This is a genomic window from Actinomadura sp. J1-007 (assembly GCF_009793335.1).
Classification (GTDB): domain Bacteria; phylum Actinomycetota; class Actinomycetes; order Streptosporangiales; family Streptosporangiaceae; genus Spirillospora; species Spirillospora yumaensis.
In genome coordinates this window covers 550512-569740 of the sequence record NZ_WING01000001.1, presented here as the reverse complement: position 1 = coordinate 569740, position 19229 = coordinate 550512, and the positions used below count along the sequence as shown (strand labels likewise).

The 19229-nt window shown below is 70.0% G+C and carries 19 protein-coding genes, 1 tRNA gene and 3 pseudogenes; 12 read left to right on the top strand and 11 right to left on the bottom strand.

Features of this window, described 5'->3' with window-relative positions; translation table 11 throughout:
• Positions 1-62: 62 nt before the first annotated feature.
• Positions 63-1505, bottom strand: coding sequence for a VWA domain-containing protein (locus tag GEV43_RS02585; protein WP_160819315.1), 1443 nt, complete (start codon positions 1503-1505; stop codon positions 63-65).
• A gap of 144 nt (positions 1506-1649) precedes the next feature.
• Here GEV43_RS02585 and GEV43_RS02580 point away from each other — a divergent pair.
• The 7 genes and pseudogenes from GEV43_RS02580 to GEV43_RS02565 all read left to right on the top strand — a co-directional run bounded on the left by GEV43_RS02580 (position 1650) and on the right by GEV43_RS02565 (position 8134).
• Positions 1650-2806: pseudogene (locus tag GEV43_RS02580) on the top strand (HpcH/HpaI aldolase/citrate lyase family protein).
• The gene (locus GEV43_RS46755; RefSeq protein ID WP_164717168.1) at positions 2803-4209 is read left to right on the top strand and encodes a phosphoribosyltransferase family protein; all 1407 of its coding nucleotides are present in this window, start codon (positions 2803-2805) and stop codon (positions 4207-4209) included. Before GEV43_RS02580 ends, GEV43_RS46755 begins: the two are co-directional and overlap by 4 nt.
• A pseudogene (locus GEV43_RS49210) lies at positions 4206-4934 on the top strand (cysteine protease StiP domain-containing protein); the annotation flags it as partial. The gene GEV43_RS46755 and the pseudogene GEV43_RS49210, both read left to right, overlap by 4 nt.
• 230 nt (positions 4935-5164) lie before the next feature.
• Complete coding sequence (locus GEV43_RS49205; RefSeq protein WP_309239414.1) at positions 5165-5347, top strand: RNA-binding protein; 183 nt, start codon at positions 5165-5167, stop codon at positions 5345-5347.
• Complete coding sequence (locus GEV43_RS02570; protein ID WP_160819314.1) at positions 5344-6174, top strand: HAD family hydrolase; 831 nt, start codon at positions 5344-5346, stop codon at positions 6172-6174. Before GEV43_RS49205 ends, GEV43_RS02570 begins: the two co-directional genes overlap by 4 nt.
• Before the next feature lie 132 nt (positions 6175-6306).
• Positions 6307-7625, top strand: a pseudogene (locus tag GEV43_RS55835) (hypothetical protein).
• 17 nt (positions 7626-7642) lie between these two features.
• Positions 7643-8134, top strand: a complete 492-nt coding sequence (locus GEV43_RS02565) for a hypothetical protein (RefSeq protein ID WP_160819313.1) — start codon at positions 7643-7645, stop codon at positions 8132-8134.
• Here the strand turns inward: GEV43_RS02565 and GEV43_RS02560 are convergent.
• Positions 8131-8418 carry a YtxH domain-containing protein gene (locus GEV43_RS02560; protein ID WP_160819312.1) on the bottom strand — a complete coding sequence of 96 codons (288 nt, stop codon included), beginning with the start codon at positions 8416-8418 and terminating at the stop codon, positions 8131-8133. The two genes, GEV43_RS02565 and GEV43_RS02560, sit on opposite strands and share 4 nt — an antisense overlap.
• Positions 8419-8556: 138 nt before the next feature.
• Here GEV43_RS02560 and GEV43_RS02555 point away from each other — a divergent pair.
• Positions 8557-8629: transfer RNA gene (locus tag GEV43_RS02555), tRNA-Asn, on the top strand.
• Positions 8630-8726: 97 nt separating this feature from the next.
• Here the strand turns inward: GEV43_RS02555 and GEV43_RS02550 are convergent.
• From GEV43_RS02550 to GEV43_RS02540, 3 genes are read right to left on the bottom strand one after another with little or no spacing between them, the layout of a single operon-like run.
• Complete coding sequence (locus GEV43_RS02550) at positions 8727-8933, bottom strand: tyrosine-type recombinase/integrase (RefSeq protein ID WP_175250257.1); 207 nt, start codon at positions 8931-8933, stop codon at positions 8727-8729.
• A 19-nt stretch (positions 8934-8952) separates the two neighbouring features.
• Entirely contained in the window at positions 8953-9243 is a 291-nt protein-coding gene (locus GEV43_RS02545; protein WP_375539027.1) for a hypothetical protein, read from the bottom strand.
• On the bottom strand, positions 9225-9644 hold the full coding sequence (locus GEV43_RS02540; RefSeq protein ID WP_160819310.1) for a hypothetical protein: 420 nt from the start codon (positions 9642-9644) through the stop codon (positions 9225-9227). The genes GEV43_RS02545 and GEV43_RS02540 overlap by 19 nt, the downstream gene beginning before the upstream one ends.
• Before the next feature lie 430 nt (positions 9645-10074).
• On the opposite strand from GEV43_RS02540, the gene GEV43_RS49200 reads away from it, so the two are divergent.
• Positions 10075-10368: a hypothetical protein gene (locus tag GEV43_RS49200; RefSeq protein WP_160824251.1), complete on the top strand. Its 294-nt coding sequence runs from the start codon at positions 10075-10077 to the stop codon at positions 10366-10368.
• Between the two features lie 45 nt (positions 10369-10413).
• Here the strand turns inward: GEV43_RS49200 and GEV43_RS02530 are convergent, their stop codons facing one another.
• The 3 genes from GEV43_RS02530 to GEV43_RS02520 all read right to left on the bottom strand — a co-directional run bounded on the left by GEV43_RS02530 (position 10414) and on the right by GEV43_RS02520 (position 14537).
• Positions 10414-10965, bottom strand: a complete 552-nt coding sequence (locus GEV43_RS02530; RefSeq protein ID WP_160819309.1) for a TIR domain-containing protein — start codon at positions 10963-10965, stop codon at positions 10414-10416.
• Positions 10966-11959: 994 nt separating this feature from the next.
• On the bottom strand, positions 11960-13465 hold the full coding sequence (locus tag GEV43_RS02525; RefSeq protein ID WP_160819308.1) for a protein NO VEIN domain-containing protein: 1506 nt from the start codon (positions 13463-13465) through the stop codon (positions 11960-11962).
• A 607-nt stretch (positions 13466-14072) separates the two neighbouring features.
• Complete coding sequence (locus GEV43_RS02520; RefSeq protein WP_160819307.1) at positions 14073-14537, bottom strand: ATP-binding protein; 465 nt, start codon at positions 14535-14537, stop codon at positions 14073-14075.
• 120 nt (positions 14538-14657) lie between these two features.
• On the opposite strand from GEV43_RS02520, the gene GEV43_RS02515 reads away from it, so the two are divergent.
• Positions 14658-15461, top strand: coding sequence for a helix-turn-helix transcriptional regulator (locus GEV43_RS02515; RefSeq protein WP_206681043.1), 804 nt, complete (start codon positions 14658-14660; stop codon positions 15459-15461).
• Positions 15458-15640: a DUF397 domain-containing protein gene (locus GEV43_RS02510; RefSeq protein ID WP_160819305.1), complete on the top strand. Its 183-nt coding sequence runs from the start codon at positions 15458-15460 to the stop codon at positions 15638-15640. Before GEV43_RS02515 ends, GEV43_RS02510 begins: the two co-directional genes overlap by 4 nt.
• A 111-nt stretch (positions 15641-15751) precedes the next feature.
• Here GEV43_RS02510 and GEV43_RS02505 read toward each other — a convergent pair whose 3' ends face one another.
• Positions 15752-16840, bottom strand: coding sequence for a caspase family protein (locus GEV43_RS02505; protein ID WP_160819304.1), 1089 nt, complete (start codon positions 16838-16840; stop codon positions 15752-15754).
• Positions 16833-17198, bottom strand: a complete 366-nt coding sequence (locus GEV43_RS02500; RefSeq protein WP_160819303.1) for a hypothetical protein — start codon at positions 17196-17198, stop codon at positions 16833-16835. The genes GEV43_RS02505 and GEV43_RS02500 overlap by 8 nt, the downstream gene beginning before the upstream one ends.
• A 309-nt stretch (positions 17199-17507) precedes the next feature.
• Here GEV43_RS02500 and GEV43_RS02495 point away from each other — a divergent pair, with 309 nt between their 5' ends.
• A complete protein-coding gene (locus GEV43_RS02495; protein ID WP_160819302.1) occupies positions 17508-18365 on the top strand; it encodes a metallophosphoesterase in 858 nt (285 codons plus the stop codon).
• 1 nt (position 18366) lies between these two features.
• On the opposite strand, the gene GEV43_RS02490 is transcribed toward GEV43_RS02495, so the two are convergent.
• Entirely contained in the window at positions 18367-19194 is an 828-nt protein-coding gene (locus tag GEV43_RS02490) for a siderophore-interacting protein (RefSeq protein ID WP_302931143.1), read from the bottom strand.
• Positions 19195-19229: the final 35 nt, after the last annotated feature.

Here is a 19229-nt window from a genome sequence, read left to right as displayed (position 1 = left end):
CCCGGCCGCCGCCGGCGGACCCCCAAGTCCGCCGGCGCGGGCGCGTCCGGTGGCCGGCGCGGTCAGGGCGTGATCAGGCCGCCGCGCCGGGCGCGTTCCAGCCACTTCGGGTACTCGGTCATCATCTTGTCGAAGAGCCGGTCGTCGGAGATCTTCGCCGGGTCCTTCACGGTGAAGAAGTCGGCGTTGTCGATGTACCGGCCGCGCATGTCGTCCAGCTTCTCCAGGTAGGCGAACTCGCCCTTCGGGGTCTTCCCGCTGATCGCGATGAACTGCCAGAAGACCGGCTCGTAGCTGGACGAGCGCACCTGCTCGGTCGTCACGTCCTGGTCGAACGTGCCGCCGTCGGTGATGAACATGACGTACACCGGGCTCGGCGCGGCGAACGGCCGGTCGCGGCGCTCGTCGGAGCCGAAGTAGTGCCGGCGGATCAGCCGGATCGCGCTGCCGTACTTGGTGCCGTAGTCCAGGCCGCGGCGCGCGACCAGGTCGTCCACGTAGCCGGCGCGGTTGCCGAGGCCGAGGCCGCCCCAGTGCTCGGCCTTGCCCCAGAACAGGAACACCTCCGCCTCGGCGTCGTCGTCGAACCGCATCGCGAGCGCGAGGACCCGGTCGGCGAGGGCCTGCACGCTGCCCGCCTCGTACAGCCACTTCATCGACAGGCTGATGTCGAGGCAGAGGGCGACGCGGGCGGTGTGCTCGCCGAGGCCGCGCTTGTCCAGCGAGACGGCCGCCTTCTTGGTGAGGCTCAGCATGGCGGGCGCCTCGGTCTCCAGGCGCTTCTCCAGCGAGATCAGCCTCTGCTTCTTCAGGCTGATGGCGGCCCCGCCCCCTTGCGCCGGATCCTGAACGCCTGACTGCGGCGCGGGCTGAGCGCCGGACTGCGGCGCGGGCTGGACGGGCTGGACGGGCTGGACGGGCGCTGCGGGCTGGGCTGGCGGCGCGGACTGGGCGGGGGGCTGCGGCGCGGCGGGGGCGTCCTCCACGCTGATGCCGAAGTCGGTGGCGAGCCCGGCGAGGCCGCTGGCGTAGCCCTGGCCGACGGCGCGGAACTTCCAGCCGCCCCCGCGCCGGTACAGCTCGCCCGCCACCATCGCGGTCTCCGTCCCGGCGTCGTCGATGTCGAACGACACGACCGGCGCGCCGGTCGCCGCGTCCGCGATCTCCAGGGCCAGGCCGGGGACCGCCCCGAACGGGCCGCCGTCCGCCGAGGCGGTGAGCGCGATCCGCTCCACCTCGCCTTCCAGCGCCGCGACGTCGATGACCAGGGCCTCGGCCACGGCGCCGCCCTCGGCCGCCCGCCCCTGGTGCCGTACGGCGCCGGACGGGTGCTGGGGCTGGTTGTAGAACACGAAGTCCTTGTCGGAACGGACCTTGCCGGTTCCGGTCAGGAGGAGGGCGGAGGAGTCCACGTCCGGGACGCCGGGGCCCGGGCGCCAGGTGAGCCTCACCCTGAGTGTCGTCGCCATGACAGGGGCATTTGCCCCCTTGGCCAGCTTCGTCATGATCGGGAGCCTACTGACCTGATACGGCCTGAAAGGGCCGATCCGGCGTTCCCGCCGACATATTCTGGAACGGTTCCGGGGACCCGCCCGGGGCGGGACCGACGATCCGCGCGCAGCGGTCCGATCCTGGGGGGACCTTCGTGCATGCGGCACTTTGACCACATCGACACCGCGCACCGCAAGCATCTGTTCTACCGCCACCCGCGCCGCTTCGACCGCCACGACGACCCGGCGGTCCTCGCGGTCGCGCTCGGCGCGACGCTCTACTGCCCCGCGACCCGTCCGACCCTGGCCGCCGACATCGAGAAGGCGTACCGGCGCGGCGTCGCGAGCATGGTCGTCTGCCTGGAGGACGCCATCGCCGACGCCGACGTGGCGGAGGCCGAGGCCAACGCGGTCGCGCACCTGCGCGACCTGCACGCGAGGTCGGCGGACGCGCCGCTGCTGTTCGTCCGGATCCGCACCCCGAGCAGATCGGCGACCTGACGGCCCGGCTCGGCGGCGCCGCCGGGCTCGTCACCGGGTTCGTGCTGCCGAAGTTCACCGCCGCCGCGGGTGGAGCGTTCCTCGACGCGCTGGAGGAGACCGCGGGCCGCACGGGGCTGCGGCTGCTCGCGATGCCGGTGATCGAGAGCCGCGAGGCGGTGTACGCCGAGACCCGCACCGAGCTGCTGCGCGACGTCGCGATGCTGCTCGCCAAGCACCGCGAGCGCGTGCTCGCGGTCCGGCTCGGCGCGACCGACATGTCCGCCGCGTACGGGCTGCGCCGCCCCCCGGACCTGACGATCTACGACATCCGCCCGGTCGCGGGCGCGATCTGCGACGTGGTCAACATCCTCGGCCGCGCCGACGGCAGCGGCTTCGTCGTCACCGGCCCGGTCTGGGAGTACTTCTCGGCGGGCGAGCGGATGTTCAAGCCGCAGCTCCGGCAGTCGCCGTTCGACGCCCAGCACGCCGCGCCGCTGCGGCAGCGGCTGATCACCTCCGACCTGGACGGGCTGATCCGCGAGGTGCACCTGGACAAGGCCAACGGCCTGACCGGCAAGACCGTCATCCACCCGAGCCACGTCGCCGCCGTCCACGCGCTGTCGGTCGTCACGCACGAGGAGTACTGCGACGCCGCCGACATCCTCGGCTACAGCGGGGGCGGCGCGATGGCGAGCTCGTACGCCAACAAGATGAACGAGGCGAAGCCGCACCGCGCCTGGGCCGAACGGCTCATGCTGCGCGCCCGGGTCTTCGGGGTCGCCGCCGAGGGCGTCACGTTCGTCGAGCTGATCGACGCGGCGGGCACGCGTTGAGCGCTCCGCGGACGCGGCCGGGGGAGGAGACGTGGCCGGGGGAGTGGGTGGCCGAACGGCTCGGCGTGCGGCTGGCGGACGGCGGAGGCCACGCCGGCGCGGGGCTGGCCGACCTGGTCGGGCTGGCCGTGCGGCGCAACCCGCGGCGGGCGCACCTGCTGGTGTCGGCCGTCCTCGGCAAGCACGTCCCGACGGACCCGCGCCTGGTGTACGGCTCGGGCCTGCTGCTCGGCGTGCTCGTCCGCGAGCGCCTCACGGGCGAACGCCCCGGAGTCCCGGCGGACGCGCTGACGGACGCGCTGCGCGGTACGCGCACCGGCGCGGCGGCGGCGCTGCGCGACGCGGCGGGAGAGCCGCGCGCGCCGCTGGACGCGGTGGTCGTCGGGTACGCGGAGACGGCGACGTCGCTGGGCCATTCCGTGGCGGACGCGCTCGGCGGCGCCTACTACCTGCACTCGACGCGGCGGCCGGTGCCGGGATTCGCGACGTACGGCGGGTTCGAGGAGGAGCACAGCCACGCGACGAGCCATCTGCTGCTGCCCGCCGATCCGGGCGAGCTGGACCGGGACGTCCCGCTCGTGCTCGTGGACGACGAGCTCTCGACGGGCCGTACGGTGCTCAACACGATCCGCGCCCTGCACGCCGTACGTCCCCGCGCGCACTACGTCATCGCGGCGCTCGTGGACCTGCGGGCCGACGGCGACCGCGCGCGGACGCGGGCATTGGGCGAGGAACTGGGCGTACGCGTGGACACGGTCGCGCTCGCGCAGGGGAACGTCGAGCTTCCCGACGACATCCTGGAGGCGGGCCAGGCGCTGGTCGCCGAAGTCCTGGCAGGCGAGCAAGAACAACCCCTTCTCCCACAGGAACGGGTCACACGCGTCGATCTGGAGTGGCCGGAGGGCCTGCCCGACGGAGGACGGCACGGCTTCCTGCCCGCGCACAGGGAACACCTGGAAAAAGCGCTTCCGGCGATGGCGGGCCTGCTCGTACCCCACATCACGCGTGGACGCGCGCTCGTGCTCGGGTTCGAGGAACTGATGTACGCGCCGCTGCGCCTCGCGGAGGCCCTCGCCGACGCGCTGCCCGACGTGGACGTCCGCTACTCGACGACGACGCGTTCGCCGGTGCTCGCCGTGGACGATCCCGGCTACGCGATCCGTACGCGCCTGGCGTTCCCCGCGCACGACGACCCGGCGGACGGGCCGGGCGAGCGCTACGCGTACAACGTCGCCCCGGGAACGGACCCGGGCCGCGCGTTCGACACGATCGTGCTCGTCGTGGACGGCGCGGGCGACACGCCGGCGCTCGCCCACGGGCTGCTGGCACGGCTCAGCGCGCTGGCGCCGGTCGTGGTCGCCGCCGTGCCGTCGTTCCGCCGCCGAGGGATGGGAGACACATGACGCCGCCGAGCCCCTTGTACGGGCCCGAGTTCGGCAGCTACGCGCGGGAGGACGTCGCGTGGCTGCTCAAGGACCTGTCGTCCGTACGGCTGGAGGCGCCGACCGAGGAGCGGGAGGCGGCGATCCAGGCGGGCCGCGCGCACTACGCCGAATCGCTGCCCGTCGAGTACCAGCCGGGGCCCGCGTACCGCAAGCTCTACCACGACGCCCTGGAGGCGTCGGCGGAGCGCCTCGCGTACGCGGTCGGGCTCGTCACCGAGATGATCATCGCCGAACGCGGCCCGCGCGCCGTCCTCGTCTCGCTCGCGCGCGCCGGGACGCCGGTGGGCGTGCTCGCCCGCCGCTGGGCGCGGTACGCGCACGGCCTCGACCTGCCGCACTACGCCGTCAGCATCGTGCGCGGGCGCGGCATCGACACTCAGGCCCTGCGCCACCTCGCCGCGCACCACGACCCGTCGCACGTCATGTTCGTGGACGGCTGGACGGGCAAGGGCGCGATCACGCGGGAGCTGGCCGCCGCCCTCGACGCGCACGCCGCCGCGCCCGGCGGTGCCCGCTTCCCCGCCGACCTCGCGGTGCTCGCCGACCCGGGCCGCTGCACGCCGCTGTTCGGCACCCGCGACGACTTCCTCATCCCGTCCGCCTGCCTGAACTCCACCGTGTCCGGCCTGGTCAGCCGTACGGTCCTGAACGACGAGCTGATCGGCCCCGGCGACTTCCACGGCGCGAAGTTCTACGCCGAGCTCGCCGCCGACGACGTGTCGGCGGCGTTCCTCGACACCGTCTGCGCCCGCTTCCCGGACGTCGCCGCCCGCGTCGCCGCGGACCTTCCCGGCCACCGCGCCGCCCACCGCGCCCCCGACTGGTCCGGCTGGGACGCGGTGCGGCGCGCCGGCGAGGAGCACGGCGTCCCCGACCTCAACCTGATCAAGCCGGGCGTGGGGAGACGACGCGGGTGCTGCTGCGCCGCGTCCCGTGGAAGGTCCTCGCGCGCGCGGACGCCGGGGCCGACCTCGCGCACATCCGGCTCCTCGCGGACGAGCGCGGCGTCCCCGTCGTGGAGGTCCCGCCGGACGCGTTCCCGTACGCCTGCATGGGCCTCATCCATCCGCGCTTCGGCAGCGGGGCGGCGCAGTGACCCCCGCGCCGGGCGGTGTGCTCGTCTGCTCCGACCTCGACCGCACGCTCATCTACTCCACCGCCGCGATGGCGCTGACCGGCCCGGACGAGGCGATGCCGCGCGTGCTGTGCGTGGAGTTCTACCAGGGCGCCCCGCTGTCGTACGTGACGGAGGCCGCCGCCCGCACGCTGGAGACCCTCGCGCAGGCCGCCACGCTGGTGCCGACCACCACGCGTACGCCCGAGCAGTACGCCCGCGTCCACCTGCTCGACAAGCCCCCCGCCTACGCGATCTGCGCCAACGGCGGCCACCTCCTCGTGGACGGCGCCGACGACCGCGACTGGTCGTCCGCCGTCCGGGCCCGTACCGCCGAGACCGCCGCCCCGCTCCGCGAGGTCCAGGACCACCTCGCCGCCGTCTCGGGCGACTTCGTCCTGAAGCTCCGCACCGCGTCGGACCTGTTCGCCTACGCGGTCGTCGACCGCTCCGCGCTCCCGCCCGGCTGGGTGGACGACCTGACCGGCTGGTGCGCCGAACGCGGCTGGCGCACGTCCCTCCAGGGCCGCAAGGCGTACTGCCTGCCCGCGTCACTGACCAAGTCGGCCGCCGCCGCCGAGGTCGCGCGCCGTACGGGCGCCGGGACGGTCCTCGCCGCCGGGGACTCCCTCCTCGACACCGAACTCCTCGAAGCCGCCGACGCCGCGATCCGTCCCGCCCACGGCGAACTCCACGACACCGCCTGGACCTCTCCCACCACCGCCGTCACCGCACGCCGCGGCATCGCCGCAGGGGAGGAGATCGCCGCCTGGCTGCTGCGCCGCGCCGTCGCGCCCGCCCAGCGGTGATCCACACGCCCTTTCCAAAAAGACGGCGGCGCGGGGGTCGTCGCGGACCGATTCAGAGGTCACAATCGCGGTGACCCTTGGTGCCGCGCCCCGGCGCCTCGGGCCGGCCGCAACGCGATCGGGAGGGCGCGCATGAACTCCCGTCTGACCGGCGACGAGACCGTTCTCTGGCAGGCCGCGGCGCGGGTCCTGGACGCCAACTGGACCGGCGGCGCCACCGTCCCCTCGCCCGGCCTGTACCCGCACCAGTGGAGCTGGGACTCGGCGTTCGTCAGCATGGGCCTCGCCCGCCACCGCCACGACCGCGCCGAGGACGAGCTGCTCTCCCTGTTCCGCGGCCAGTGGGCCGACGGCCTGCTCCCGCACATCGTGTTCAACTCCCGCGTCGCCCGGCACGCCTACTTCCCCGGCCCCGAGCTGTGGGACAGCGACCGCCAGCCCGGCGCGCCCCGCGACGTCCGCACGTCCGGCCTGACCCAGCCGCCCCTGCACGCCCTCGCCGCCCTCCGCCTGCACGCGTGCGCCGCCGACCTCGAACGCAGCCGCGCGTTCCTCGCCCGCCTCTACCCGATGCTCGTCGCGCAGCACCGCTACCTCGCCCGCGTCCGCGACCTGGAGTCGACGGGCCTGGTCGCCATCTGCCACCCGTGGGAGTCGGGCCTCGACAACAGCCCCGCCTGGGACCGCCCGCTCGGCGCCCTCCAGCTCCCGCCCACCGGCTACGCCCCGCGCCGTACGCCCCACACCCTGCCGACCGGCGAGGACTACGACCGCTACGTCCGGCTCGTGACCCTGCTCCGCGAGTCCGGGTACCACCCCGGCCACCTCCGCGAGACCCACCCGTTCGCCGTCGAGGACCCCCTCGTCAACGCCACCTACCTCGCCTCGACCCACGCCCTCGCCGAGATCGCGCGGATCGTCGGCGGCGACCCCGTCCCGCACCGCGAGCACGCCGACCGCGTCCACCGCGCCCTCCTCGACCGGCTCTGGGACCGCGACACCGGCTGCTTCCGCGCCCGCGACCTGCGCGACGGCCGCCTCCTGCCCGTCGTCACCGTCGCCTCGTTCGGCCCCCTCCTGGACCCCGAACTGCCCGCCCCGGTCGTCCGCGACCTCACCGACCTGCTCCTGTCGGCCCGCTTCGCGGGAGCCGCCGGATACCCCGTCCCGACCTGCGACATCCAGGCCCCGCGTTCGACCGCGGCGGCTACTGGCGCGGCCCCACCTGGATCAACACCAACTGGATCCTCTGGTACGGCGCCCTCGCCCACGGCCTCCCCGTCGTCGCCGACCTCCTCTACGGCTCCACCCTGCGCCTCGTCCGCCAGTCGGGGTTCCGCGAGTACTTCGACCCGTTCGACGGGACGGGCCGCGGCAGCCACGACTACTCCTGGTCGGCCGCCCTCGTCCTGGACCTCCTGGCGGCCCGCCGCGCCCCCCAGGCCGCCTGATCGCCTACCGTTGGACCATGCGCCTACTCCGGGGCCTCTCCGCCGACGTCCGCTCCGCCCTGTCCCTCACCCGCGGCGAACGGATCCTGGCCTCCGCCCCCACCCGCGGCGGCTCGCACGTCGTGGCCACCACTTCAGCCCTCCACATCCCGGCCCCGCCCGACGGCTTCACCCGCGTCCCCTACGAACGCGTCGACCAGGCCACCTGGAAGGACGGCTGGCTCCACGTCCAGGAGACGTCCTCCGGCGCCGCCCACCACGTCCGCCTCACCGAACCGGGCTCGGTGCCCGAGACCGTCCGCGAACGCGTCACCGCCACGGTCGCCGTCACCCACAGCGCGACGCTCCCCGGCGGCGGCACCGTCCGCATAGCGGGACGCCGCCCCACGACAGGGGGCGACGTCCGCTGGACCTTCGTCTTCGAGGCGGGCCTGGACCCCGACGACCCGGGGCTCAGGGCCCAGGCGGAGCAGATCCTCGAATCCCTCCGCCGCCAGACGGGCCTCTAGACGCTCTCGCGCCGCGGATCCCGGTACTCCTGGGGCGTCCGCCCGGGAATCCGCTCCTTCACCATGTCCGGCGCCTTGTCCACGAGGTCGCCGGCCTTGCCCTTCGCGGCCCCGGCCAGCTCCCCGCCCTTGGCGCGGATCACACCGGCGGCCTCCTGCACGGCGGGGTTCTCGGCGACCCGCCTCGAAGTGCGCCTGATCTGCTCGTAACGCTCGCGCCCGGCCTTCGTCCCCAGGACGTAGCCGACCGCGGCACCCGCGATGAACGGCACGCGGTACTTCATCTCCACCCCCGGTGCAGCGGAATCGTCCAGCCCCCATACCCACGACGATGCGGCCCATCCCTCACCCGTGCGCGAGCAGCCCTCCACATGCGCTAATCTAGACGCGCTGGCAGGGGCACCCACCCGCCAGACGCACGATCCCGCGTAGCTCAATCGGCAGAGCAGCCGGCTGTTAACCGGCAGGTTATTGGTTCGAGTCCAATCGCGGGAGCCGATCGACATCCCTAAAGCCGCAGGTTAGGCCCGTTCTCCACACTGAAAACGGGCCTGACTGCTGTAATGAGTACCTAACTGAGTACCAAGCGGCCCTAGTTGTGGTTCGGGAAGATCAGGTCCATGGCCTGTGCGCCGTCCTGGATCACGGGCCTGATCTGCTGCCGGTACACCTTTTCCGTGACCTGCGTTCCGCTGTGCCCGACCAACAGCGCGATCTTGTCCAGCGGCATCCCGTTGTCCGACAGCAGCGACACGAAGCTGTGCCGAAGCTCCCGCGGCGTCCAGTAATCCGGGTCCAGACCAGTTGGCGCGATGACCTCACGGCGGAACGGTGACGCGTCCGATACGGGAGGTGGCGTTGACGGTCAGTCCCTCGGCCCGCGCGGTCGGGGACGCGGGGACGATGACGTTGCCGGACACCGACCGGGCGCACACGCTGCCGGCGGCGGTGGCGCGGCCCCGGATGTCACGCGACACTGTGCAGATCTCGGCGCGGCCGGCCAAGTCGCTCACCGTCACATCGCCCGAGGTGACCTCGGCGCGCACGTCGTCCGCGCTGCCCAGGTAGACGTCCCCGGACACCGACCGGATCACCGCCGGGCCGTCCACCGCGCCGACGCACACATCACCCGAGGTGGTCTCGGCGCGCAGGCCCCCGGTACCGGCACGGTCACATCACCCGAGACCGAGGTGAAATCGACCTCGGCGAACACCCCAGCCGCGCTTAACGGCGCCGACCGGGTCAGCGCCGCCACCGACGAACCCTCCGGAACGTGCGCGGTGACCGTGATCCGGCCACCGGCCACCGTGGCGCCGGTGACCTCCACCCCGTCGACCCCCACGCGTTCGCCGAGGTTGTCCAGACCGTCGCCGCTGTCCTGGACGCCGGTCACGGTGACCTCGGCCACCGTGCGGGACCAGGTCGTGATGACCTCGATGTCGCCGGCGGGCAGGTCCACCGACAGCACCACCGGGACGGGACAGAACGCGGAAAGGGTTCGGGTCGTCATGGTCATGCCACCTCGTTCAGGTCCAGGACGGACGGGTCGGAGTCAGGAGCGGCGAGGTCGGCGAGGGTGGCGAGTCCGGCGGCGGTGAAGCTGGCCCACACCCCGTGTTCGGTGGATCCGCATCGCCAGGTCCAGGCACGCGCCGCGCAGCGGGCAGGACTCGCACACCTGCTCGGCGACCAACTCGCGGGACGCGCGCTCCTCGGACGTCTCCTCGGCGTCCGGCCGGTGTGCAACCCGGGGTCGAACCGGCACTGAGCACCGGTGATCGGCTCGCCGCGCAGGTCCACACCGGCCAGCGCGACGAACGGGGTCAGGGGCGGGACATGGCCACCTCGTGGGGTCGGTGATCGGTCGGGACGCGCGGCCCTCGGCGACGTGCTTGGTGGCTTGTGCGCCGAGGGCGAGCGGTTGAGAACGACGGGCGGTCATCACGGGCTCAACCCGGCGCGCCGGCCCAGTCACCAAGCAGCACAACCAGCCGTTCGACATCCTCACCGGCGACGACGACGGCCCTGCGGTTGCCGACGAGCCCGTCACGCTCGTCGGCCAGCTCTGCACACCAAAGGACGTCTTCGCCCGCGCCGTCTCCACGGACCGCATCGCAGTCGGCGACCTGGTCACCTTCTACATGGCCGGCGCCTACGCCTGGAACATCTCCCATCACGACCTTCTCATGCACCCGAAACTACTTGGACAACTAGCAGCGCATCACATCACATGAGGCCCCAGTCACTGAAGACTGGGGCCTTTGTCTGCAACAGGCCGTCTATTTATTTTCATCCCGTTCCCGCATCACCTCGACCCTGGAAGCTAGATTACGGAGCGTACTAGCAATGGCATCTTTAGACAGCTCGGCCGCTCTAGGGATATAACGAGAAACCTCTTGCTCTACCCTACGAAAATCATTGTCAATGTTCTTGTAGTCAAATCTCATGTACTGAAAGGAGGTGAATTTTTGCATATCGGGAGGAAATTTCAGGTCTGCCAGTCGAGGGGCCCCGGAAAGTAGAATTGGAATAACCACGATTCCTAGCTCAATGGCTTTGGCAACTTCCTTGCGAACCCAGTCGTCGGGACTGAATGCATGCCGGGCCGCAGGGGCCGTTTCCGCCGCCCAGCTCCGCCCCACAATCACGAGCATGACCTTGGTGGATCCGACGGCCGCGAGCAGCGCAGTTTGATAGTCACTACCTGGGGCGATGGACCTACTGGCACGAAAGACGTTGTTGTGCCCGAATCTCTGGGATAGCATCTCGTCCAACAGGGCTGCCGCATAGGCGTCATCGGCGCTTCTGTAGCTTATAAATATTGACTCCATCAGGTGGGCACTCCCTTCCGATCGGGAAATTGATGTTCGCTCCCCGACGATCCAACAGAGACTCTGAACATCCATCTCGCCTCGAACGAGAAAAAGAATTACTCGATCTTATCAAGTGGAATATTTTGAGGTACGATCAAATTCGGACCTCTACGGCGTCGAGAGCATCACTTCTCGTCAGTGCAAATGCATTGCTGTTGGCCGGGACCACCTTCCTTTTAAATGCCTACAAAATCGACAATAAAGGATGGCAGGCACACGCAGCCACATCGCTTTTTGTTGTACTTGCAGTGACAGCGGTCGCCTCCATATCGGCGTCGATATGGCACTGCGTGGGCGCCGTCTCTGCATACAAACGACGCAAAACCAGTCGTCACCTGTTTCGTGAAGAGTTGCCATCGAGGTCTATATTCAACTGGGGCGACACTTTAAAAGAGAACCATAACTTCCCAGAATTCTTCTCGTCGCTACGCTCGTCCTCCCAAGAAGAGATTCTACGAGCTGCATCAGCTGAGCTCTGGGGGGCGATCTACCAGCATTCAACGAAACATCGACTCCTCCGTAGAGGAATTAACTTCTTCCGCTTCTCCCTTCTCTCCTTCTTGTCGCTAGCGATCCTATCTCTCTTCTGCAAGTTCTACTGGTAGGTGTGTCGTTTGGAAGCTGGCTCCCGTGGCCCCGGCATGCTTCGCACGCTACCTCCTCCAGGGCTTTCATTGCGTGACTGCGACGTCATCGAAGGAAGGTGTTGTAGGCGCGGACTCTCGTGCACCGTGCTGGCGCCGCTCGTGGCCCGTCGGGGGCGTCTGCCCGTGTGCGCTTCTCTACGGTCCGCCAACAACCTTGTAATAAAAAGGCAGCGTCTCGGAGTAAGTCAGGGAACCAAGTATCTAGACGGGCGCGGTGCTCCACGGCGACCAACTGAGTGACAAGCGCCATACGATCGTCTGGATAGCTCAGCCATGGAGCTACTGAGTTTCAACGCCTCTCTCCGCTAGGTCGGGAGGGTATAGCGGTACCGAGTGGGGGAGAGATCTGCTTCGTCGGGTTGCCAGGTGGTCCAGTGGCGGCAGCGTCCTCCGCTGGTGAGGATGGTGCCGTCGGGTTGGCGTTGCCAGTTGATCTGGTCGATGACGACCAGGTCGGTGCGGGCGGTTCTGGCGTGGGCGACTTCGTTGGTGGTGAGTTCGACGGTGTCGGCGCTGCCGGTTGAGCCTTTGACCTCGATGTGGATCTCTTCGTCGTCTTTGACCGCGCGCAGGTCGTAGGAGCAGGTGGCGCCGACATCGGTGATGTGGTGGGCGGGGTAGAGGTCGCGGGCGAGACGTACGGCGTGGTCTTCGATGGCTTTGCGCAGGATCGGGTCGGCCATGTAGCCGGCGCCGGTCCGTGAGCGTGGTCGCCGTGGGCCGCGTGGCGTACGTTTCGGACCACTGTGGGTGGGCGTGGAGCGGGCGAGTCCGGCCAGTTCGGGGAGCAGGTCGAGGACGGCGGCGGGGACCTTGACCAGGTACGCCTGTGCCGTGCGCAGCGGCCGGTTCGGGGAGAAGACGAACGGGAAGTACAGCGGCCCGTCGATGCGTGCTTCCAGATCGCTTTTGATGGCGCGGAGCCGGTCTTCGAGCGGGCGGAGGGTCTGCTGGCCGATCGGGGTGGCCAGTGGGGTGTAGCCGGTCAGCTCGTACCGCCAGGCGGGCTGGGGGGCGGTGTTGGCGGGACGCTGCTGGCCGTAGGTGCCGCGGGCGTCCCAGACCAACCGGTCGTCGTAGGGGCCGTCCGCGGCGGTGGAGTAGCCGACGATGCCGGGTTGGCCGTGCAGGCTCTTGTGCCAGTGCAGGACCAGGTCACCGGGCTTGACCTCGGTGACCAGTGAGTAAGACCAGAACTCTCCACCTGTGCCGTTGCGCTGCAAAGCCCGCAGGTTGCCGCCCAGATCGGGCCGGTCGGTGATCTCCATCCAGAACCGTTCCGCCGGGTCGCCCTCCCACCACCGGTTCAGCGCACCGGTCGGCGGGGTGAACACCGTCCGGGCTTCCCTCACTACGGGGGCCGCCAAGTCGGAGGCCAGTTGCGCGGCATCGGCCGAGGTGTAGCCGGGGACCGTCAGCCGCAGCCGGATCCGCTTGGTGGCGTTGCCGCCCTTGGTGGCGTTCGGAGACTGCCCCACGGTCGTCTGCGCGGTGCACAGGCGTCGACGCAACGCCTCCACATCGTGCACCTCGACCAACCGGATCCGGTCGGTGAACAGACGACGCTCGGCCTCGGGCAGCGAACTGGTCGCCCGAGAGTCCACCAATCCGTCTTCCAGTACGGAGCCTCGCGCCTTGAGCCGCTCCAGCAGCAGCCGCAACACCGGCCGGTACTCCGTGTTCCGCGGAGCGCGGTTGGTCGAGGCACCGGAACTGCTCTCCATTACCAATGACAGCAGTCCGCGACCGGGCTCCGTCTCGACCGTGTACTCGGCATCCAACACTCGACCGTCATCGGCTGCGGCTCGCATGAGTCATACCTTGGCACGTGGGAGGGACAGTCGTGACCACTGTCTGGGGGGCGGCCCTCCACTGGGCGAAGCCCATCCTGAAACGGATCCTGTCCGCGCAGGTACGGGGGTTCGGATCGAGAACGGAGCGGGGACGGGCCAGTCGCGGACGCGTAGCGGATCGGCAGCGGAGCCGGCCGGGATGTGCTGAACCCGTGACAGCACTACTTGCGCAGATCGTTGTCCCCCTGCTGGTGGCCGTGCTCAACGCGGGTATGGCCCTGTGGGTGGGCCGTGCCGACCGCCGTCGGCCCCTCCGGCACTCCCGAGGCGAGTACCAAAGTGAGTATCAAGGGAGGTGGACGGGCCTGGACTCGCATGGACGGGTGGAGCAGCGGCGCCTGAGTCGGCGACGGCCACGACGCGCGGTTCACGCCGGTGTGGCCGATCCGAGTCCAATCGCGGGAGCCGAGGCGGCCTCCCCTACTCGCCGAGCTGGCGCTCGGCTTCGCCGGGGCCCGCAATGTTTGCCCGGGGGCGACCCCCGGACCCCCGATGTGGGGGCTCCGCCCCCACGCCCCTTCCCGGTCGCGGCTCGGGGGCGTGTTTAGGTTTTCTAGGGGGACCCTTAAAACCGCAGGTCAGGCCCGTTGCCCATGCAGGGGGCGGGCCTGATTGCCGTCATGGGCGGCCGTCCGTTCATTTCGATGGGGCGGGCTTCCAGGACGGCCCATACGACCTTTCCGCCCTCGTTCAGCGGACGCGTTCCCCAATGGCGGACTAGGGCTTGCATGAGTTGAAGGCCGCGGCCGTTCTCCGAGACGAGGTCGAACGGCCGCACTACCGGCAGCGCGTCGGAGCGGTCCCACACTTCGAGCATCGGACACCCGTCCTCACGCAGGTGAGCGCGTACGACCACCGGATCGTCCGGCAGGGAGCCGTGCTTGACGGCGTTGGTCGCGAGTTCGCTGATGACCGTCCGCGCGAGGTGATCCTCCAAGCCCCAGGCGGAGAAGGTCAGCGCGACGAAATCCCGCGCCTGCTTGACCGCCTCCAGTGATGCCTTCAGCACGATCGTCGCCGGCTCGTCCATCGCGTTCCACCTCGTTCGAAAGTCGATAACCCTGCGCACAGGCTCCCTTGCTCCGAGTAGTGTTGTCGCGGTACCACGCAATGCCTGGAAGTTCTGCGATCACGACCCCGAGGTGACGCGATGAACGAGCCCCCCGACCCGCGAACCTCCATGTGGGCCTGGATGGCCTACGCACTGCGATGGGGCCGCATGGAACGCGGCCTCACCGGCGACACCGTGGCCAAGTCGCTCAACGTCGCGCGCTCCACGATTTCCAGACTGGAAACGGGAGAGGCCAAGCTCAACGACAGGCAGGCCGCGCACCTCGACAAGGAGTGGAGGACCGGAGGCTTCTTCGGCATCGCCCTGTGGTTCGCCCGCCTGGGATACGACCCCAACTGGCTCAAGAACCTGGCCGACTTCGAGAAGCGCGCCTCAATGATTTACAACTACGACGGGCAACTCGTCCCGGCGCTGCTCCAGACGCCGGACTACGCCCGTGCTCTCCTGCTGGCCGGGCGCAACAAGGACGTGGAAGGCGACCTCGCCAAGCGCATGGCGCGCAAGGCGGTGTTGGAGAAGCCGGATCCGCCGGAACTGTCGGTGCTGCTCTCCGAGAGCGTCCTGGACATCCCGGTGGGCGGCCGTGCGGTGATGCGCGCGCAACTCGCCCACCTGCTCGCGATGTCGGAACGTTCGAATATCGCGGTCCGGATCGTGCCGCGCGAAGCCGGGGCACACGAAGGGCTCGACGGCCCTTTTAAAGTCTTCACGGTGAAGGAGGGAGACGTCGCGTTCGTGGAGGCGCCCAACGGCGGACGCCTCGTTCCTGAGGTCTCCGAAGCACGGGAGTTCCGGACTCGGTTCGACCGCATCGGGCACGTGGCGCTCCCCGTACACTCCTCGCGAAGGCTGATCAGATCGCTGATGGAGGGCATGGAATGACGAGCCCAGTGTGGCGCAAGTCCACCCGTTCGTCGCAAGGGACATCTGGTGAGTGCGTTGAGGTCGCGGAGGTTTCCACCGGGGTTGGCCTGCGGGACTCCAAGGATCCGGACGGGGCGAGGCTTGTGGTGAGTCGCCGGACGTTCGCGGCGTTCCTGGTCGCGGTGAAGCGGCGGTAATGCGGTGGCAGGGCCCCGGTCCGCTCGTCGGGCCGGGGCTCTGGCGTGAGCGGCAAGCGAGGATGGGAGTTGGTGTCTGGGCGGTGGCGACTCGTTCGGCCTAGGCCCGGTTTAGCCAGTTGGCACATCCTGTGAAGGCGGCCAGAATGGCGAAGAACACCATGACGATGAATATGCCGGTGACGAGATCGGCGCTCCTCTTACCTGGTGGGGTCGCCGCTCGCCAGTCGTGTGGTGGTTCCCCAACCCACAACGGTTCGCCTGTTCTTTGGTAGTCGTAGGTCGAGGGTGCAGGGCTTGTCGGAGGGGCGGGGCCGAAACCTTCCTGTGGTGCTGGCGGTACGGTCCATTTGTCTGTGCCGTTTGTGGTCCACGCCTCGGGGCTCCCGGGAGTGGGGGGCGTGTTGTCAACGGTGGGGGAGGGCGGGTCTGGTTCGGCTGTGGGTGCCTGCGGCCGGGGCGGTAGGCGACGTTGCGTGCGAGGCCGAAATGACCGGCGGTGTCGCGGGCGATCTGCCTGGGGCCGGGCAGCCCTTTCTGGCGAAGGCGGCTCTTCAGCGGCCCGAAGAGGGCTTCCGGCGTCAACCAGGGCTCGCCGTCGGGAAGTCCTTCGCTTATCAGGCTGAGCAGTTCGCCTGTGAACGCGGTGGTCGTGTGGACTTGACGGGGTAGGTCGGCGACGCGCGCCGGTCCGTCAGCGGCGGCGAGGGTGTAGACGCCCTGCGTCTCGGTGCCGCTGACCACGTCGGCGGTCAGGGCGTGAGTCGCCCTCCCTGAATAGCAGCAATCAAGGATGACGATTTTGACCCGCGCTCCGCACTCGATGAGCACGTCACGGACTTTCGGGTACTCCACTCCGGTCGCGCCAGGGTAATCGAAGTCGACGGCGCCGACTCCGAGAGCCAGCTCGCCCTTCGAAGTGATGAATCCGTGCCCGGCGTAGTAGAGCAGCAGAACCCCGTCGAGCGCGTCCGTGAGTCGGTGCATGCGCTTCAGGAGTTCGCCGGGGTTCTCGGGGTCTGCGATCTTGATGACCCGGTCGCGTGGCCACCCGCCCAGGCGGGGGTCGATGAGCATGGCCTCTATGCCGTTCAGGCTGTTGAGAGCGGCCGGCACCGGGGGGATGCGCTCGTCCTGGTAGCGGGAGGCCCCGATCAATAGCGCCAGGGAGTTCGACGGCTCGGGGCGCGGATCAGACATCGGTTCCGTCGTCGCGACGCAGCAGCTCCGTGATCAGTTCCTCGGCGCGGGCGGAGTCGGCCGCCTCCAGTTCCAGCGTCCTGCCGTCCGGGGTGGTGATCGTCAGTTTCAGCTTGGAACGGCGACGGCTCTGGAGCCACGCGGCCAGTGCCTGGGCCAGGGCTACGATGCTCGCCGTGGTTCCGAGGGCGAGGTTGAGCGTTTCCAGCCCTCCGCCGAGTTCTCCCGGACCGGGAGTTCTGCTTTGCGACCTCACGCCGCCCTCAAGATCAGGAGTGGCGCGTAGCCATGTGAACAGGGCGGCGAGTTCTCCGACCTCATCGTTTGCGATCAAACTGATCTGCGCCCTGACCGCCATCGCACCCGCTCCTTTGGCTGCGCCGCCTATGTGCCCGTCCGGTTCCCTAGGACGGGACGCATCGTGCGTCTGCAAGAGTAGAGCGAATCACTTCGGGAAATGGCTCAGAGTTCGTTGACCGTGTCGTGGAGGGGGGATGGCATGCGCGTTAAGTTATCTATCGAATGCGGTGGGTGATCGACTATCGAATGAGCGGGCTCTGTGACTTGGGTCACTGGGGTCAAGGGGGATTCGAGGGGGGTTCGGCTTTAGCGGGGGATCCTAGGATCGGTGGGGCCGGTGGCCGCCGGTCCGGTGGGGAGGGGCCCGATGACGCACGAGGGACGGGGCACGCTGTTCGCCGTCAGCGACCTGCACGTGGGGTTCGAGGAGAACCGGGCGGTCGTCGAGAAGCTGCGGCCCGAGGCCGACGGCGACTGGCTGATCGTCGCGGGGGACGTGGCCGAGACGTTCGAGCACGTCGAGTGGGGGCTGCGGACGCTCGCCGAACGGTTCGCCAAGGTGATCTGGGTTCCCGGCAACCATGAGCTGTGGACGCCGAAGAACGATCCCGTCCGGTTGAGGGGCGAGGCGCGTTACCGGCGGCTCGTGGAGATGTGCCGGGGGCTCGGGGTGGTGACGCCTGAGGACCCGTACCCGGTGTGGCGCGGGGGCGGCGGGCCTGTGACGGTCGTGCCGATGTTCCTGCTGTACGACTACACGTTCCGGCCGGACGGCGCGTCGAGCAAGGCGGAGGCTTTGAAGATCGCGTACGACGCGGGGGTCGTGTGCACCGATGAGATGCTGCTGCATCCCGAGCCGCACGCGGGGCGGGACGACTGGTGCCGGGCGCGGGTCGCCGAGACGGCGCGGCGGCTGGAGGAACGGGATCCGGAGCTGCCGACCGTTCTCGTCAACCACTGGCCGATGGTGCGGGAGCCGACGCGGATCCTGCGGTACCCGGAGTTCGCGCAGTGGTGCGGGACGGAGCTGACGGCCGACTGGCACGTGCGGTACGGCGCGGCGGCGGTGGTGTACGGGCACCTGCACATCCCGCGGACGATGTGGCAGGACGGCGTGCGGTTCGAGGAGGTGTCGCTCGGCTACCCGCGCGAGTGGCGCCCGCGCGGCGGGCCGTCCGGTCTGACGCCCGTCCTGCCGGAGGGCGAGCGCCAGACCGTGCTCTGACCTACTCCTCGGTGTGGGGGGACTTGCCGGCGAGGACCTCCTTGAGCAGGTCCTCCTCGGCGGAGCCGCGGCGCCAGTAGCCCATGAACGTCACCGACGCGCGGTCGACGCCGCGCTCGTTGACGAGGTGGCGGCGCAGGCCGCGGACCGTTCCGGCCTCGCCCGCGATCCACGCGTAGGGCGCGCCGTCCGGGAGGTCGGCGGAACGGACCGCGCGGAGCAGGTCGCCGCCGTCGTCGCGGACGAGCCAGGTGATCTCGCGTCCGGGCGCGGACGGGAGGTCCTGGCGGTCGGCGGCGTGCGGGACCTCGATCCAGACGCGGGCCGGGGTGGCGGCGGGGAGCGATTCGAGGATGGCGGCGACGGCGGGCAGCGCGGACCCGTCCCCGGCGATCAGCACCCAGTCGGCGCCGGGCGGCGGGGCGAACTCCCAGCCGCCGTTGTCGGGGCGGGTCGGGCCGAGCACGGTGAGGCGGTCGCCGGGCCGGGCCGCCGCCGCCCAGGCCGCCGCCGCGCCGGTGGGGGCGCCGCCCGGGCCGTCGCCGTGCATGACGAAGTCGATGTCGAGTTCGCCGTGGCGCTGCGCGCGGACGGTGTAGGTGCGCATCACGGCGCGTTCGGCCGGGTCGGCGTTCCGCCAGTCGGCCCACCAGGTGTCGGGCGACCGGGAGGGGAGGTGCGGCGCGTCCTGGTGCGGGTGCGGGAAGAACAGCTTGATCCGCTGGTCGCGCCCGCCGGAGACGAACGCGCCGTCCAGGCACGTGCCGTCGAGGCACGCGCCGCCGAACGTGACGCGGAGCATGGACGGCCCGAGCCGCGCGGTCCGCAGGACGTGCAGGTCGAAGAAGAGGTACGGCGCTGGGG

Excerpts from the sequence above, each read along its gene's own strand:
- GEV43_RS02495 (WP_160819302.1), top strand. The coding sequence starts at position 17,508 with ATGACGCACGAGGGACGGGGCACGCTGTTCGCCGTCAGCGACCTGCAC.
- GEV43_RS02560 (WP_160819312.1), bottom strand. The coding sequence starts at position 8,418 with ATGAAGTACCGCGTGCCGTTCATCGCGGGTGCCGCGGTCGGCTACGTC.
- GEV43_RS02525 (WP_160819308.1), bottom strand. The coding sequence starts at position 13,465 with ATGCGAGCCGCAGCCGATGACGGTCGAGTGTTGGATGCCGAGTACACG.
- GEV43_RS02515 (WP_206681043.1), top strand. The coding sequence starts at position 14,658 with ATGAACGAGCCCCCCGACCCGCGAACCTCCATGTGGGCCTGGATGGCC.
- GEV43_RS02520 (WP_160819307.1), bottom strand. The coding sequence starts at position 14,537 with ATGGACGAGCCGGCGACGATCGTGCTGAAGGCATCACTGGAGGCGGTC.
- GEV43_RS02530 (WP_160819309.1), bottom strand. The coding sequence starts at position 10,965 with ATGGAGTCAATATTTATAAGCTACAGAAGCGCCGATGACGCCTATGCG.
- GEV43_RS02505 (WP_160819304.1), bottom strand. The coding sequence starts at position 16,840 with ATGTCTGATCCGCGCCCCGAGCCGTCGAACTCCCTGGCGCTATTGATC.
- GEV43_RS02510 (WP_160819305.1), top strand. The coding sequence starts at position 15,458 with ATGACGAGCCCAGTGTGGCGCAAGTCCACCCGTTCGTCGCAAGGGACA.
- GEV43_RS02540 (WP_160819310.1), bottom strand. The coding sequence starts at position 9,644 with ATGACGACCCGAACCCTTTCCGCGTTCTGTCCCGTCCCGGTGGTGCTG.
- GEV43_RS02500 (WP_160819303.1), bottom strand. The coding sequence starts at position 17,198 with ATGGCGGTCAGGGCGCAGATCAGTTTGATCGCAAACGATGAGGTCGGA.
- GEV43_RS02565 (WP_160819313.1), top strand. The coding sequence starts at position 7,643 with ATGCGCCTACTCCGGGGCCTCTCCGCCGACGTCCGCTCCGCCCTGTCC.
- GEV43_RS02585 (WP_160819315.1), bottom strand. The coding sequence starts at position 1,505 with ATGACGAAGCTGGCCAAGGGGGCAAATGCCCCTGTCATGGCGACGACA.